At 66.4% G+C, this 15,048-nt stretch carries 14 protein-coding genes; 13 read left to right on the top strand and 1 reads right to left on the bottom strand.

Annotated elements, in window-relative coordinates; all coding sequences use genetic code 11:
• Positions 1–198 precede the first annotated feature (198 nt).
• From KBW98_RS03010 to KBW98_RS02965, 10 genes are all read left to right on the top strand, one after another.
• On the top strand, positions 199–1,437 hold the full coding sequence (locus KBW98_RS03010; protein ID WP_211518608.1) for a putative Na+/H+ antiporter: 1,239 nt from the start codon (positions 199–201) through the stop codon (positions 1,435–1,437).
• Positions 1,438–1,456: 19 nt separating this feature from the next.
• Complete coding sequence (locus KBW98_RS03005; RefSeq protein ID WP_211518607.1) at positions 1,457–1,876, top strand: DUF86 domain-containing protein; 420 nt, start codon at positions 1,457–1,459, stop codon at positions 1,874–1,876.
• 119 nt (positions 1,877–1,995) lie between these two features.
• Entirely contained in the window at positions 1,996–2,571 is a 576-nt protein-coding gene (locus KBW98_RS03000; RefSeq protein ID WP_211518606.1) for a DUF2760 domain-containing protein, read from the top strand.
• On the top strand, positions 2,568–4,424 hold the full coding sequence (locus KBW98_RS02995; protein WP_211518605.1) for an Hsp70 family protein: 1,857 nt from the start codon (positions 2,568–2,570) through the stop codon (positions 4,422–4,424). The genes KBW98_RS03000 and KBW98_RS02995 overlap by 4 nt, the downstream gene beginning before the upstream one ends.
• Positions 4,421–7,261 (top strand): Hsp70 family protein, encoded by a 2,841-nt coding sequence (locus KBW98_RS02990; protein WP_211518604.1) that lies wholly within the window; start codon positions 4,421–4,423, stop codon positions 7,259–7,261. The genes KBW98_RS02995 and KBW98_RS02990 overlap by 4 nt, the downstream gene beginning before the upstream one ends.
• A gap of 91 nt (positions 7,262–7,352) precedes the next feature.
• Complete coding sequence (locus KBW98_RS02985; protein ID WP_211518603.1) at positions 7,353–8,216, top strand: AraC family transcriptional regulator; 864 nt, start codon at positions 7,353–7,355, stop codon at positions 8,214–8,216.
• 94 nt (positions 8,217–8,310) lie between these two features.
• On the top strand, positions 8,311–8,802 hold the full coding sequence (locus tag KBW98_RS02980; RefSeq protein WP_211518602.1) for an NADH-quinone oxidoreductase subunit B family protein: 492 nt from the start codon (positions 8,311–8,313) through the stop codon (positions 8,800–8,802).
• Between the two features lie 88 nt (positions 8,803–8,890).
• The gene (locus tag KBW98_RS02975) at positions 8,891–9,535 is read left to right on the top strand and encodes a glutathione S-transferase family protein (protein ID WP_211518601.1); all 645 of its coding nucleotides are present in this window, start codon (positions 8,891–8,893) and stop codon (positions 9,533–9,535) included.
• On the top strand, positions 9,532–10,131 hold the full coding sequence (locus KBW98_RS02970) for an HD domain-containing protein (RefSeq protein ID WP_211518600.1): 600 nt from the start codon (positions 9,532–9,534) through the stop codon (positions 10,129–10,131). Before KBW98_RS02975 ends, KBW98_RS02970 begins: the two co-directional genes overlap by 4 nt.
• Before the next feature lie 3 nt (positions 10,132–10,134).
• Entirely contained in the window at positions 10,135–11,220 is a 1,086-nt protein-coding gene (locus KBW98_RS02965) for a nitronate monooxygenase family protein (protein WP_211518599.1), read from the top strand.
• 93 nt (positions 11,221–11,313) lie between these two features.
• Here the strand turns inward: KBW98_RS02965 and KBW98_RS02960 are convergent, their stop codons facing one another.
• Positions 11,314–11,763: a carboxymuconolactone decarboxylase family protein gene (locus KBW98_RS02960; protein ID WP_211518598.1), complete on the bottom strand. Its 450-nt coding sequence runs from the start codon at positions 11,761–11,763 to the stop codon at positions 11,314–11,316.
• A 167-nt stretch (positions 11,764–11,930) separates the two neighbouring features.
• On the opposite strand from KBW98_RS02960, the gene sigJ reads away from it, so the two are divergent.
• From sigJ to KBW98_RS02945, 3 genes are all read left to right on the top strand, one after another.
• Positions 11,931–12,806 carry an RNA polymerase sigma factor SigJ gene (gene sigJ / locus KBW98_RS02955; RefSeq protein WP_211518597.1) on the top strand — a complete coding sequence of 292 codons (876 nt, stop codon included), beginning with the start codon at positions 11,931–11,933 and terminating at the stop codon, positions 12,804–12,806.
• Between the two features lie 200 nt (positions 12,807–13,006).
• Entirely contained in the window at positions 13,007–13,450 is a 444-nt protein-coding gene (locus tag KBW98_RS02950; protein ID WP_211518596.1) for an FKBP-type peptidyl-prolyl cis-trans isomerase, read from the top strand.
• 189 nt (positions 13,451–13,639) lie between these two features.
• Complete coding sequence (locus tag KBW98_RS02945) at positions 13,640–14,884, top strand: b-glycosidase (RefSeq protein ID WP_229428945.1); 1,245 nt, start codon at positions 13,640–13,642, stop codon at positions 14,882–14,884.
• The last annotated feature ends 164 nt before the right edge of the window (positions 14,885–15,048 follow it).

Genomic DNA, 15,048 nt, shown 5'->3' with positions numbered 1-15,048 from the left:
TACTGTATAAATATACAGTACTATCTGAGCCGGAATTTGGCAAGGTATATTCATTTTGAACATACCAGTTGAGTATGCGGTATTGATAAAACTTAAAGATGTGTCATCCCATCCGCAAGCCGAAAGATGGAATAATGCGGGCTCGTCAATTTATGTTCCGCCAATGAACACACCTGCCCGCCCGATTGGGAGCCGCCCTTGAATCCCGTCGACATCGTCGGCGCCGTCCTGTTCGCCCTGGCCCTGGTCCACACCTTTTCCGCCAAGGCCTTCGAGACCCTGGCCCACCGCTATCCGCGCCATGCAGGCCTGTTCCACCTGCTGGGCGAGGTCGAGGTGGTGTTCGGCTTCTGGGCCTTCATCCTGATCCTCGCCATGGCCCTGATGGGCGGCGGCGCGGCGGCCATCGACTATGTCGAGTCGCGCCAGTACACCGAACCGCTGTTCGTGTTCGTGGTGATGGTGATCGCCGCCTCGCGCCCGGTGCTGGATGCGGTGCGCAGCCTGCTCGGCCTGCTGGCGCGGCTGGCGCCGGTGCGCGCCGAGGTGGCGCTGTGCTGGCTCGGCCTGGCCCTGGTGCCGCTGGCCGGCTCCCTGATCACCGAGCCGGCGGCCATGACCCTGGCCGCCCTGACCCTGGCGCCCATCGTGTTCCGCGACGGCATGCCGGAATGGGGCAAGTACGCCGCGCTCGGCGTGCTGTTCGTGAACGTGTCGATCGGCGGCACCCTCACCTCCTACGCCGCGCCGCCGGTGCTGATGGTGGCCGGCGCCTGGGGCTGGGACAGCGCCTTCATGCTCACCCACTTCGGCTGGCGTACCGCGCTGGCGGTCGCCATCAACGCCACCGTCGCCACCCTGCTGCTGCGCCACCACCTGGCCCCGCGCGCGGCCGCCGGCCAGGAGACGGCGCCGCTGGCGGTGTCGCTGATCCACATCGCCTTCCTGGCGCTGGTGGTCCTGTTTGCCCACCACCCGGTGCTGTTCATCGGCCTGTTCCTGTTCTTCCTGGGCTTCACCAAGGCCTACCATCGCCACCAGGATCCGCTGATACTGAAGGAAGGCCTGCTGGTGGGATTTTTCCTGGCCGGCCTGGTGGTGCTGGGCGGCATGCAGCAGTGGTGGCTCCAGCCCCTGGTTTCCAGCCTGGGCCCGACCGCGATCTTCTTCGGTGCGCTGGGCCTGACGGCAATCACGGACAATGCAGCCTTGACCTACCTGGGTTCCCTGATCACCGGCCTGTCCGACCACGCCAAGTACATGCTGGTGGCGGGCGCTGTCTGCGGCGGCGGCCTGACCGTGATCGCCAACGCGCCCAACCCGGCCGGCGCGGCCCTGGTGCGCCAGGGCTTCGCCCACGGCTCGATCGGGGCGGTAGGCCTGTTCCTGGGCGCGCTGCCGCCCACGTGCGTGGCGGCGCTGTTCTTCCTGATCTGACACCATAAAGGGAGCTAGCATGGACGACGACATTCTGGTCAGCAAGGCCGGCACCATCGAACGCTGCTGCCGCCGCGCCCGCGAAGAGTACGACAAGGACCCGGCCACCTTCACCGGGGACCTCACGCGCCAGGACGCGGCCACGCTCAACGTGATCCGCGCCTGGGAGGCGGCCATCGAGATGGGCGACTACGTGATCGGCAACGCCAGGCTCGGCCTGCCGCAGGACGAGCGCGAAGTCATCGCCCTGCTGGCCGACCACGGCTGGATCGACGCCACCCTGGCCGAAGACCTCAAGCGCACCGGCGAATTCTGCCGCGCCGAGTGGGATTACCAGGAAGCGCCCCTGCCCGCCCTGGTGACGATCATCAAGCGCGGACTGGACGATTTCACCGCCTACGCCGCGGCCTTGCTGGGTGGCGCCCGTACCGCCGGCTGAGCGATGGGGTGGCGCGTAGGAGGCGCGCTAACTGGTATGATGGCGCGTTTTCCGGATTCCGATCCCGACGCCGCCTGACAGCCTTCGGCGGTGCAACACCACCTTACCAAAAGCAAGAAATGACCACACCGACCAATTTGCCCTCCTTCTGGAGCAGGCTGTCGATCGCTTTCGGCGCCTTCTTCAAGTCCCTCGGCGATGCCGAATTCGCCGCGCGCGTGCGCGATGACGCTGTCGGCCCGGTGGCCGCGGCGCCCGTCGCCCCCGTGGCTCCGGCCCCGGCTCCCGCCCCTGCTCCCACGCCGCTGCGCGCCCCGACGCCGGACTCCGCCCTGCAACTGCTGAGCCTGTTCCAGCGCGAAGCCCGCCTGATCGACTTCGCCCAGGAAAACCTGACATCTTATTCCGACGCCGACATCGGCGCCGCCGCCCGCGTGGTGCACGAAGGCTGTGCGCGCGTGCTGCGCGAGCATTTCACCATTGAACCGGTGCGCAGCGAGCTTGAGGGCGCCCGCATCACGCTGGAAGAAGGCTTCGACGCCGCCAGCGTGCGTCTGACCGGCAACGTGGTCGGCCAGGCTCCGTTCAAGGGCACCCTGAGCCACCGCGGCTGGCGCGCCAGCAAGGTCACCCTGCCGCAACTGGCCGAGAAGCACGACGCGCGCGTGCTGGCCCCGGCGGAGGTGGAGCTGTGAGCGACCAGCAGAACGCACGCTACGCCATCGGCATCGACCTGGGCACCACCCACAGCGCCCTGTCCTATGTCGACCTGCAGGCCAGCGACGGCGAGAAGACCGCGGACGGCGTGCTGCCCGTTCCCCAGCTGACCGCGCCGGGCACGGTCGAAGCGCTGCCGCTGCTGCCTTCCTTCCTCTACCTGCCGCACCCGGACGAACTGGCGCCGGGCGAGCTGGCCCTGCCCTGGAGCACGGCTGGCGAGACCGCGATCGCGGGGGAGATGGCGCGCAGCCGCGGCGCCACCACGCCGATCCGCCTGGTGTCCTCGGCCAAGAGCTGGCTGTGCCACCCCGGCGTCGACCGCCGCGCCGCCATCCTGCCGCACGACGCGCCGGAAGAAGTCACGCGCGTCTCGCCGCTCGAAGCCTCCACGCGCTACCTGTCCCACCTGCGCCAGGCCTGGAACGCCGCGCACCCGGAAGCGCCTTTCGAGCAGCAATCGGTCACCGTCACCATCCCGGCCTCCTTCGACCCGGCCGCGCGTGAACTGACCGCCGAGGCGGCGCGCCACGCCGGCTTCGCGCCCACTTTGCTGGAAGAGCCGCAGGCGGCCCTGTACAGCTGGATCCAGGGCAGCGGCGGCCGCTGGCGCAAACAGGTCCAGCCGGGCGACATCATCCTGGTGGTCGACGTCGGCGGCGGCACCAGCGACTTTTCGCTGATCGCCATCCTCGAGCGCGATGGCAAGCTGGAACCGCACCGCGTGGCCGTGGGCGACCATATCCTGCTGGGCGGCGACAACATGGACCTGGCCCTGGCCCACCTGGTGGCGCGCAAGCTGTCCGCCAACGGCACCCAGCTCGACGCCTGGCAGATGCGCGCCCTTACCTACGGCTGCCGCAACGCCAAGGAAGCCCTGCTGGCCGACGCCAGCGCCACCACCTGGCCCATCGTGGTGCCGAGTCGCGGCTCGAAACTCATCGGCGGCTCGATCCGCACCGAACTCACGCGCGAGGAAGTCACCGCCTTCATCACCGACGGCTTCTTCCCACGCGTGGAAGCCGCGGCGCGTCCGGCCACCCGCGCCCGCGCCGGCCTCACGCAGATCGGCCTGCCCTACGCGCAGGATGCGGCCATCACCCGCCACCTGGCCGCCTTCCTGGCGCGCCAGGCCGGCGCCACCGCCGAACTCGAAGGCTTCAGCGGCAAGGTGAACGCCGAACACAGCTTCCTGCACCCGAGCGCGGTGCTGTTCAACGGCGGCGTGTTCAAGTCGAACATCCTGGCCCAGCGCGTGATGGACACCATCAACGACTGGCTCTACATGGAAGGCGCGGAACCCGCGCGCATGCTGGAAGGCGCGGACCTCGACCTGGCCGTTGCCCGCGGCGCCGCCTACTACAGCTACGCGCGGCGTGGCGGCGGCGTGCGCATCCGCGGCGGCACGGCGCGTTCCTACTACGTCGGCGTGGAATCCTCGATGCCGGCCATTCCCGGCATGGAGCCGCCGATCGAAGCCCTGTGCGTGGCGCCCTTCGGCATGGAAGAAGGCAGCGAACTCGAACTGCCGGGCCAGGAATTCGGCCTGGTGGTGGGCGAGCCGGTGCACTTCCGCTTCTTCGGCTCGACCACGCGCCGCCAGGACCGTATCGGCGAGGTGCTGGAGTTCTGGGGCCCGGACGAGCTGCAGGAACTGAACGAGATCCAGGCGACCTTGCCGGCCGAGGGCCGTGTGCCGGGCGACGTGGTGCAGGTCAAGCTGCATGCGCTGGCGACCGACACCGGCACCCTGGAGCTGGCCGCCGTCTCGCGTGACGGCCAGCGCTGGAAGGTGGAGTTCGACGTCCGCACCGCTGCCGAAGGCACGTGACCTACCTCGTCGGCATCGACCTCGGCACCACCAACACGGTGCTGGCCTATAGCGGCAAGGCCGGGAACATCGAACTGTTCCCGATCGAGCAACTGGTGGCGCCCGGCGAAGTCGCCGGCGCGCCGCTGCTGCCCTCGATGCGCTATCACCCGGCGGAAGGCGAACTCGCGCCCGGCGAGCTGCAACTGCCGTGGGCGCACAATGATCCCGCAGGCGTCGCCCACGTGGCGCTCGGAAAACTGGCGCGCGTACTCGGCGCCGCCACGCCGGGACGCCTGGTGGCCAGCGCCAAGAGCTGGCTCTCGCATCCGGGCGTCGACCGCATGGCGCCCATCCTGCCCTGGGGCGCAGATAGCACAACCGGCGACGTCGCCAAGGTGTCGCCGGTGACGGCCAGCGCCAGCTACCTCGCCCACCTGCGCGCGGCCTGGAACACACGCTTCCCCAGGCAGCCGCTGGAAAAACAGCAGATCGTCCTCACCGTCCCCGCTTCCTTCGACGAAGGCGCCCGCGCGCTGACCCTGGAGGCCGCGAAGCTGGCCGGCTTGTCCACGGTGCGCCTGCTGGAGGAACCGCAGGCGGCCCTGTACGACTGGCTCTACCGCCACCGCGCTTCACTGCTCGACGACCTGGGCGACGCACGCCTGGTGCTGGTGGCCGACGTCGGCGGCGGCACCACCGACTTCAGTCTCGTGAAAGTCGAACTGCAGGACGGCGAGCCGAAGCTGACGCGCATCGGCGTGGGCAACCACCTGATCCTGGGCGGCGACAACATGGACCTGGCGCTCGCCCATCTCATCGAACACCGCATGGCGGAGCAAAGCGGCGACGAAGTTGGCAACACTAGGGGGCGCCTGTCCGCCGCGCGCCTGGCCCAGCTCACCGAACGCTGCCGCGCCGCCAAGGAGCAGCTGCTGGCCCCCGACGCGCCGGAATCGGTGGCGGTGACCCTGCTGGGTTCAGGCTCGCGCCTCATCGGCGGCAGCCGCAAGGCGGACCTGCGCCGCGACGACATCGAACGTATCGTCCTCGACGGCTTCTTCCCCTTGAACGCAAGCCAGGAAGCGGCAAAACGCGCGCGCGCAGGCATCGTCGAATTCGGCCTGCCCTACGCCAGCGATGCGGCCATCACGCGCCACCTGGCCGGCTTCCTGCGCCAGCACGCGCCGGCCGCGCGCGAAGCGCTGGGCCTGCTGGACGACGGCCGCCTGCCGGTGCCCGACACCCTGCTCCTCAACGGCGGCGTGTTCCGCGGCGCCGCCCTGGCCCAGCGCCTGGTCGACACGCTCAGCCAGTGGCGCGGCGCGCCCTTGCGCGTGCTGCACAACGAAAATCCGGACGTGGCCGTGGCGCGCGGCGGCGTCGCCTATTCGCTGGCGCGCCAGGGCCTGGCGCCCGCCATCGAAAGCGGCGCGGCGCGCAGCTACTACCTGCTGCTCGATGGCGAGACAAACGGCGAGACCCTGCGCGCGGTCTGCCTGCTGCCGCGCGGGACCCCGGCCGCCATCGAGGTGCCGCTGGCGGGCCGCAGCTTTGGCTTGCGCGTCGGCCGCCCGGTGCGCTTCCACCTGCTGTCGACCGTGGCCGATGCGGCCCCGCCCCAGGCCGGCGACCTGGTCGACCTGGGCCCCGCCGACGTGGTGCGCCTGCCCGCGATCTCCACCGTGCTGCGCGCCGCTCCCGGCGCGGCGGCGCGCGCCGAGATTCCCGTGCAGCTGGTGACGGCGCTGAGCGAGGTCGGCTCGCTCGACGTGCACTGCGTCGCCGAGGACGGCAGCGGCCAGCGCTGGCAACTCGCCTTCCAGCTGCGCGACAGCGAAGACGAGGAAGGAAGGGCGCCGGAATCCGAAGCCCTGCCCCCACAGCTGGATGCGGCAATTGAAAAGATCGAGCGCGTGTTCGGCACCCGCTCCAGGCAGGTCGACGCCAAGGAAGTGCGCCAGCTGCGCGCCAGCCTCGAACACCTGCTGGGCGCGCGCGAGCGCTGGGATACGCCGCTGCTGCGCCGCCTGTTTGACGCCCTGATGGCGCGCGCCAAGGGCCGGCGCCGCTCGGCCGAGCACGAACGCGCCTGGCTGAACCTGGCCGGCTACTGCCTGCGTCCCGGCTTCGGCCACGCGCTCGACGCCTGGCGCATGGAGCAGCTGTGGGCCATGTTCGAGAACGGCGTGCAATACCACAAGGACAGCCAGGTGCGCGCCGAATGGTGGACCCTGTGGCGCCGCGTGGCGGGCGGCCTGGAGTCCGAGGCCCAGCTGCGCCTGCTCGACGACTTCGCCTTCAACCTGCAGGCCGACGAATCCGAACGCGGCCGCCGTCCCATCACCCTGGTGGACGGCAGCGAGGACGACATGCTGCGCATGGGCGCCTCGCTCGAGCGCATCCCGTCCAGCTACAAGGCCGAGATCGGCGAATGGCTGCTGGAACAGATCATGGCCATTCCGGCCGCCGCCAAGCTGGACGCGAAAACCACCGCGCGCTACGCCCGCTACCTGTGGGCGCTGGGCCGCGTGGGCGCGCGCCAGTCCTTCCAGTCCAGCGCGCACGAGGTGGCGCCGCTGGAGGTGGCCGAGCAATGGCTGGGCAGGCTGATGCAGCTCGACTGGCGCAAGGTGGAGCCGGCCGGCTTCGCGGCAGCACACATCGCGCGCAAAACAGGCGACCGCTCGCGCGACATCGGCGAACCCGTGCGCGAGGACGTGCTGCGCAGGCTTGCTGTCAGCGGCGCGCCCGCCACCTGGTCGGCCATGGTGCGCGAGGTGGTCGAACTGGACCAGGCGGTCGAATCGCGCATGCTGGGCGAGGCCCTGCCGCCGGGACTGAAACTGCTGCGCTGAGCCTGGCGCGCTGGACTGGCCGCGCCGCACGCCACGCCTGCGCATCCTGTTAGGATATGCGGAAATGCGCATCCTTGCGCACCGGACCGCCATGCTCCTCCACCCAGCCCTGAACGACGTATCGTTGCGCACCATCGTCCTGCCGCGCCAGGAACTGGCGCCCTTCGTCCGCAACATCATGCTCGGCGGGTTCCCCTCGGTCGAGGTCCACCTGCCGGCGCGCACCGACCCTCAGCTGGTGGTCTACCTGCGTGGCGGCAGCGTGGTGCTGCGCGAGGACGGCCGCGAGGAGCGGCTCCCGCAGGCCTTCGTGACCGGCCCCGTGCTCGAACCGGGCCGCTTCAGGACCGAACCCGGCGCCTGCTTCATCTCCGCGACCTTCCGGCCGTCCGGCTTCCTGCACTGCTTCGGCATACCGGTCAACCTGCTTGGCCGCGATCCGGTGCCGCTCGACAGCCTGCTGGCGCCGGATGAATTACTCCCCCTGCTCGACCGGCTGCACCGCGCGCGGCGCAGCCGCGACCTGGTCGCCGCGCTCGAGTCCTTCCTGCTGCGCGCACGCGCGCGGGCCGACCGCGATCCTCCCTTCCTGCCAGTCCTTGGCGCCGAGCGGCTATTGCGGCCGGCCGCGGAACTCGCCGCGAGCCTGGAGGTGAGCACCCGCCAGTTCGAGCGCCGCTTCCTGATGCACCATGGCCTGCCGCTGCGCGACGTGCGCAGGCTGGCGCGTCTTTCGATGGCGCTGGCGCTCCTGATGCGCAGCCAGCCGGGGGCGGCCAGCCTGGCGGCGGCGGCCCACGATGCGGGCTACGTGGACCAGCCGCATTTCAACCGGGATTTCCGGCAGTTCGTCGGCGACACCCCGGCCAGCTTCCTCAGGCGCCGTTTCGATAGCGGCGCCGGTTACGGATTCTGGCAGATGGACAGCGAGGAACTGCGGGCCTTCACCGGATAATTCGGGATGCACCCGGCGGGCGGCGATGTCGCGTCGGTACAAGACGCGGCCCGTGCGCCTCCGTATTCTTCCACGCGTTCACAAGGAGAGCGCAATGGAAGAAAGCACACTGGAAAACACGGCACTCGAAGGCCAGCACTATCTGCTGACCAGCGTCGACACCCTGGTCGGCCATGCGCGCAGCAACAGCCTCTGGTACCTGTCCTTCGGCCTGGCCTGCTGCGCGGTGGAGATGATGCACGCGGCATCCGCCCGCTACGACATGGACCGCTTCGGACTCATCCCGCGCGCCAGCCCGCGCCAGGCGGACCTGATGATCGTCGCCGGCACGCTGACCAACAAGATGGCGGTCGCGCTGCGCAAGGTCTACGACCAGATGCCGGACCCGAAATATGTGATCTCGATGGGTTCCTGCGCGAACGGCGGCGGCTATTACCATTACTCGTATTCGGTGGTGCGCGGTTGCGACCGCATCATCCCGGTCGATGTCTACATTCCCGGCTGCCCGCCCACGGCGGAAGCCCTGGTCTACGGCATCATGCAACTGCAGCGCAAGCTGCGCCAACGCCAGACCATCGGACGCTGAAGCCTCCTGTTGCGCCATCGATTATGCGTGACATGCGGCATGCACATGCCCTAAGCTCTGCACTTCCAACAAGCGACAGGGAGACGGCATGTACACACTGCATTACTCACCGGGCGCCGCCAGCATGGTGGTCCACGCGATGCTCCTGGAAACCGGCGCGCCGCACCAGCTGCAGCTGGTCGACATCGACAAGGACCAGCAGCACGACAGCGCTTACCTGCAGCTCAATCCGAACGGCGTGGTGCCGACCATGGTTGTGGACGGCGTCGTGATGCAGGAGTCGGCGGCGATGGTCATGCTGCTGGCCGAGCGCCATCCGGAAGCCGGCCTGGCGCCGGCGCCGGGCACGCCCGCCCGCGCCGACTGGATGAAGTGGAGCGTACACCTCTCCACCCATCTGGGCACGCTGTACCGCTTCTGGTTCTACCCCAAGGACCTCGGCATGGCCGAGCACACGGACGCCACCCGCGAAGCCCTGCGCCGGCAGATCGAGTCCACCCTGGAGCGCATCGACATCCACCTGGCCGAGCATGGGCCCTACCTGCTGGGCGAGACCTTCTCCAGCGCCGACCTGCAGCTGACCATGTACATCCGCTGGGCGCGCAACATGCCGCGCCCCGGCACCACCTGGCCCCGCCTGAATGAACTGGCGCTGCGCGTCTTCCAGCGCCCGAGCTGGAAGAAGATGTGCGAGATCGAAGACCTCTCGGACTGGAAACCGGCAGGCGCATGAACGAGGAGACGATCCGGGCCAGGCTCGCCTTCCTGCGCGCGGCGGAATCGCTGAAGCACACGCTGCGGAGCGGACATACATCTACCGGGCGTCCCGAGAGCACCGCCGAACACACCTGGCGCCTGTGCCTGATGGCGCTCGTCTTCGAGGACGGCCTGGCGGGCCTGGACATGCTGAAGGTGCTGAAGCTGTGCGTGGTCCACGACCTGGCAGAGGCCATCCACGGCGACATCCCGGCCATCGCCCAGGTCGACCATGCCGCCAAGAGCGCGCAGGAGCGGGACGACCTGCTCCAACTCACCGCCCCGCTCGACCCCGCGCTGCGCCAGGAGATGTTGGCGCTATGGGAGGAATACGAGACGGGGGCGACGCCGGAAGCGCAGGCGGTCAAGGCGATGGACAAGCTGGAGACGATCCTGCAGCACAACCAGGGCGAGAATCCGCCGGATTTCGACTATGCGTTCAACCTGGGGTATGGGCAGCGTTATACGCAGGCGCAGCCGCTGTTCGCGGCGATTCGGCAGATGCTCGACGACGATACGCGTGCGCGGATGAAGACAGCGGCAAGCGGTCCGGATGCCACATCGGGAGGCTGAATCATGTGGAAAAATACTGAAGTAGCACGCCGCCTCGGCCTGGCCGCGCCCATCATCCAGGGCCCGTTCGGCGGCGGCATCTCGTCGGTCGACCTGGTCGCCGCGGTTTGCGACAGCGGCGGCCTTGGCTCATTCGGCGTGCATCATCTCGACGCGGACGGCATCTGCGCGGTCGCAAGCCAGATTCGCGCGCGCACCTCGGGTCCGTTCGCGTTGAATCTATGGATCCCGCTGGAGGGTTCCGATGATCCACGGATCGATGACGCGGCATTCGCGCGCAATGCGACATTACTGGAGCCGTACTTTACGGAGCTGGGCATCCCCATGCCGCAGCGTCCAGCGCGGTTTGCTCCGCCTTACGCCAAGCAGATCGAGGCGGTGCTCGAAGCGCGTCCCGCAGTGTTCAGCTTCGTCTTCGGGATTCCTTCGTCCGATGTGCTGGCGCGCTGCCGCGAACTGGGCATCACGACCCTTGGCGCCGCGACCACGGTGGAGGAAGCGGTCGCCCTGGAACAAGCCGGCGTCGACATGATCGTCGCCACCGGTTTCGAAGCGGGCGGGCACCGCGTGTCCTTCCTGCGCCGCGCGGAAGAATCGCTGTGCGGTACCTTTGCCCTCGTCCCGCAGGTGGCCGACGCCGTTCGTATTCCCGTGATCGCGGCAGGCGGCATCGCCGATGGCCGCGGCATCGCCGCCGCGCTGACCCTGGGCGCCCAAGGCGTGCAAATCGGGACTGCGTTTCTCGCCTGCGAGGAATCGAGTGCCAACCCGACGCATCGGGAGATGCTGTTCAGTCGCGAAGCCCGCCACACGGGCTTGACGCCCGTGTTCAGCGGCAGGCTGGCGCGCGGCATCCAGAACCGGCTGAGGGAGGAGTTGGAACCGCATGCTGCGGAGCTGCCGCCTTACCCGGTGCAAAACTGGTTTACCGGAATCATGAAGAAGGCTGCAAGTGAGCAGGCCCGTGCCGACCTGATGTCGCTATGGTGCGGACAGTCGGCGCCCTTGCTCAAGCATCGGGACGCCCGTTCGCTGATGGCGGCGCTGATGAATGAGACCTCATTACTCATCGAAGGCCCTTTCAGCTAGTCAGTAGATCAGCTATCGGCCCAGAAGCGGACGATGAGGTCACTTCGATTTCGTCGCCGGGGCGGAGAACAGCGATGCCCCCTTCGGATATCTTTAAGCCCTGGCACGTGGTTTTAAGCGGAAGCTGATACCCATGCGATTGATTGCATTCATGGCGGCAATCACTATCGTCAGTTCTACCAAGGCCTTTTCTCCAAAAGCGGTCGATGCCGCGGAGTATGCCTCATCCGAAGCATGGGTTTCGCTCACGCGTGTTACCTCTTCCGTCCACGCGAGGGCTGCACGTTCTTGGTCCGAGAACAAATACTCGACTTCTTCCCACACCGGCACCAGTACAATCTTGTCGACAGACATCCCGTGTTTGATGAGATCGCGGGTGTGGACGTCGATGCAGTGTGCGCAACCATTTAATTGAGAAACTCTGAGAAAGACAAGGTGAATGAGTGCAGGTTCCAGACCTGTGCCCGTCGTTGCGTAATGGTGGAGCGCTCCCAGCACCTTTGCACCATCCTGCGAGACTTGAAACCAGTTTGCGCGATTCATTGTTCGTACTTCCTTTCGTGAGGTGATTAGTTGTGCGGCTGGCGAGACCTGCCCGCCGCTTTCTACAAGACGTGTAGCCACGTCTTGCTGTGACAAACACCGGTGGATGCGTCACAAGAGCCAGTGCTGGATCGTCTATGACGTATGATTCCTAGTTCAAGGTAGCCATGAACTCCGCCGACCTGCTCGTGTTCGACAAATTACGTCCACGTCTATTCCTGATTGCCTATCGAATGCTTGGCATGCGCGCCGATGCGGAAGACATCGTTCAGGATGCTTGGCTGCGCTTCAGCACAAGCGGGCATGATGAAATCAAGTCGACTGAAGCCTGGCTGGTGACCATTACGACGCGGTTGTCGATAGATCGCTTGAGAAGCCGAAAAATTGAGCGCGAAACCTACAGCGGCTGGTGGATTCCAGAGCCTGTGGTCGAGATGGTTGGAGAAAATCCCGAGGCCGCTGCCGAATTGGCAAGCGAGGTTTCCGTTGCCATGCTCTGGGTGCTGGAACGGCTGACGCCGGAAGAGCGTGCAGCCTTCTTGATGAGAAAAGTATTCGACCGTAATTATGATGAACTTGCAGTCGTGCTTGGCAAAAGCGAAGCGGCCTGCAGGCAACTCGTCCATCGGGCTCAGGAACGTATCCGTCAGGAGAGCCCACGTTTCACAGTCTCAAGAAGTATGCATCGTGCCGTCCTCGACAATTTTATGCAAGCGGCCGCCAGTGCTGATCGCGATGCAATGAAGTCGCTACTTTCAGCGGATGTCGAGTACAGGGCAGACGGTGGAGGGAAAGTACCGTCTCTGGACAAGCTCCTTGTTGGGACCGGACGTGTAGCAGGATTGTATTGGGCAGTCGAACATGCGTTCCCCGAACGGGTCGTCTATAAGATGGCATGTGTAAACGGCGAACCTGGGTTGATTCGATACATCGACGGAAAGCTTGATTCAGTACAATCATTCTGCATTGACGAAGGCAAAATTTCTCGTATATACGTGGTCCGTAACCCGGACAAACTGCAATCTATTCCTTTATTACAGTAATTTTCGTTTGGGGGTCTGGCATCCAACCATGTCTAGGTTCTACTGCCCCAATCAAACATATTCCTGGGTGAAGGTAGTCCGGAATGTATCGGTTTCAGCCCTCGGGGACAGTCCGCTCCCGCATAGGTTGTAATGAGATCAATCGCCATGTATGCTCCTGCGGGCTTCCAATCTTCCATTCACTACCGCGAGAAACCAATTTGAAAAAGCTGCTTTCCCACTGCATCCTTGGCCTGACAATGGCGCTCGGCGTCACCGCCTGCAAGCGCGCCGAGGCGCCGAAACCGGCCGCCGCGGCCAACGCCGTCGCCATGCAACAGATCGACACCGTCCCGGGCACCGGCAAGGAAGCGACCGCCGGCTCGACCGCCGTGGTCCACTACACCGGGTGGCTGTTCGATCCGAGCGCCCCGTCGCAGCATGGCGCCCAGTTCGACTCGTCGCAGGGACGCGAGCCGTTCAGCTTCCAGGTCGGCGGCGGCCAGGTCATCAAAGGCTGGGATGTCGGCGTGCAGGGCATGAAGGTGGGCGGCAAGCGCACCCTGATCCTGCCGCCTGACATGGGCTACGGCGCCGACGGCGCGGGCCCGATCCCGCCCAATGCCAACCTGATCTTCGACGTCGAGTTGCTGGACGTTCGTTGATCGAAACGGCGTTCGGGCGGCTCATCGCCTGAATGCCTTCTGCCCTCCCCCAGCCTTCCGGCTGTGCCAATTTCTAGCCGTAAATTCCGCGCACGCATCACCTGAACAGCAATACCGGACTCATGGCATCCTAGTGCCTCGACACCGCCAGCCTCACCGGCGGCGCACTGGAAACCGAAAGGAGTCTGCATGGCACAGCGTCCGGGGATCTTTCCTACTTTCTTCCTGTCCGGCTTCGAATGCTCTACCTTTTACTGGGGTGACGGCGTGCGGCGCAACCTGGTGGCGGAAACCGGCCACGACCGCCATGCCGCCGAGGACTACCGGATCCTCAACCGGCTGGGCATCGCCGTGGCCCGCGAAGGCATTCCCTGGCCGATGGTGGACAAGGACGGCGGCTATGACTTTTCCTGCGTCGATTCCTTCATCGAGGCCATGAACGCGTCCAAGGTGATCCCGATCTGGGACCTCTGCCACTACGGCTATCCGGACGACCTCGACCCGTTCACCGACGCCTTCGTCGAGCGCTTCGCGCAGTATTGCCGCGCCGCCGCCGAATACGTGCTGCCGAAGACCCGCGGCCCGCACTTCTTCACGCCGATCAACGAGATCACCTTCTTCTCCTTCTGCGCCGGCGAATGGGGCTGGGCCGCGCCCTACCGCTGCAGCCGCGAAGACCGGATGCGCCTGCTGCTGGCGCTGTGCCGGGCGGCCATTGCAGGCGTCAAGGCGATCCGCGAAGTCGATCCGGAGGCGCGCATGGTGCACGTCGATCCGCTGGTGTGGGTGGTGCCGCCGCGCGACCGTCCCGACCAGGCCGAGGCCGCGCGTCACGAGACCTTCGTCGACACCTTCCTGGCCTGGGACATCATCGGCGGACGCGAGCATCCCGAGTTCGGAGGCTCGCCCGAGATCCTCGATATCGTCGGCGCCAACGCCTATTCCTTCGGGCAGATGGAATACCGCGAGAAAGGGCCGCATGCGCCGCTGCCGCCCGGCGACGATCGCATCGCGCCGCTGTGCGACATGCTGGAGACGGTGTGGAAGCGCTATCACCGGCCGATCATCATCGGCGAAACCAGCGGCCTCGGCCATGGCCGCGCGGACTGGCTCAGGGACGTGATGGGCGAAGCGCTGGCGGCGGTCGACCGCGGCATCGACCTGCAAGGAATCTGCCTCTTCCCCGCCGTCGACATGCCGGACTGGCATACAGGCGAATGGGTGCGCAACGGCATCTGCGACGTGATCGAGGAAAACGGCGACCTGAGGCGCGTGCCGAACCAGCAACTGGTCGACGAACTGCGCCGCTGGCAGAAAGAGTTGAACCGGGTCACCGAACTGGACCAGGACCCGTTCAGCGATCCGGTCGAGCTGCAGGACGTGATCGACGCGGCGCACCGGCTCAACGTGCAGGCGGACAAGGACTGGTCCTAATCATGGACGCCCGATTCCGCTCCAGATACAAACCAGTACAATAAATCGCTTGCTATTTAATATTGCACGACTTATATTGCACGCATGGATGTCGCACGAGCGGCTTCCAGTGAAGAAGGCAGCACCTTATTTGTTCCAGCAGCGCACTTATATCGCGCGCTATT

Source organism: Massilia sp. ST3 (genome assembly GCF_018119405.1).
Classification (GTDB): domain Bacteria; phylum Pseudomonadota; class Gammaproteobacteria; order Burkholderiales; family Burkholderiaceae_D; genus Telluria.
This window is presented reverse-complemented; position numbering and strand designations above follow the sequence as displayed.

Coding starts and splice junctions, on each gene's coding strand:
- KBW98_RS02975 (WP_211518601.1), top strand. CDS start 8,891: ATGTACACACTGCATTACTCACCGGGCGCCGCCAGCATGGTGGTCCAC.
- KBW98_RS03005 (WP_211518607.1), top strand. CDS start 1,457: ATGGACGACGACATTCTGGTCAGCAAGGCCGGCACCATCGAACGCTGC.
- sigJ (WP_211518597.1), top strand. CDS start 11,931: ATGAACTCCGCCGACCTGCTCGTGTTCGACAAATTACGTCCACGTCTA.
- KBW98_RS02970 (WP_211518600.1), top strand. CDS start 9,532: ATGAACGAGGAGACGATCCGGGCCAGGCTCGCCTTCCTGCGCGCGGCG.
- KBW98_RS02945 (WP_229428945.1), top strand. CDS start 13,640: ATGGCACAGCGTCCGGGGATCTTTCCTACTTTCTTCCTGTCCGGCTTC.
- KBW98_RS02980 (WP_211518602.1), top strand. CDS start 8,311: ATGGAAGAAAGCACACTGGAAAACACGGCACTCGAAGGCCAGCACTAT.
- KBW98_RS03000 (WP_211518606.1), top strand. CDS start 1,996: ATGACCACACCGACCAATTTGCCCTCCTTCTGGAGCAGGCTGTCGATC.
- KBW98_RS02985 (WP_211518603.1), top strand. CDS start 7,353: ATGCTCCTCCACCCAGCCCTGAACGACGTATCGTTGCGCACCATCGTC.
- KBW98_RS02960 (WP_211518598.1), bottom strand. CDS start 11,763: ATGAATCGCGCAAACTGGTTTCAAGTCTCGCAGGATGGTGCAAAGGTG.
- KBW98_RS02965 (WP_211518599.1), top strand. CDS start 10,135: ATGTGGAAAAATACTGAAGTAGCACGCCGCCTCGGCCTGGCCGCGCCC.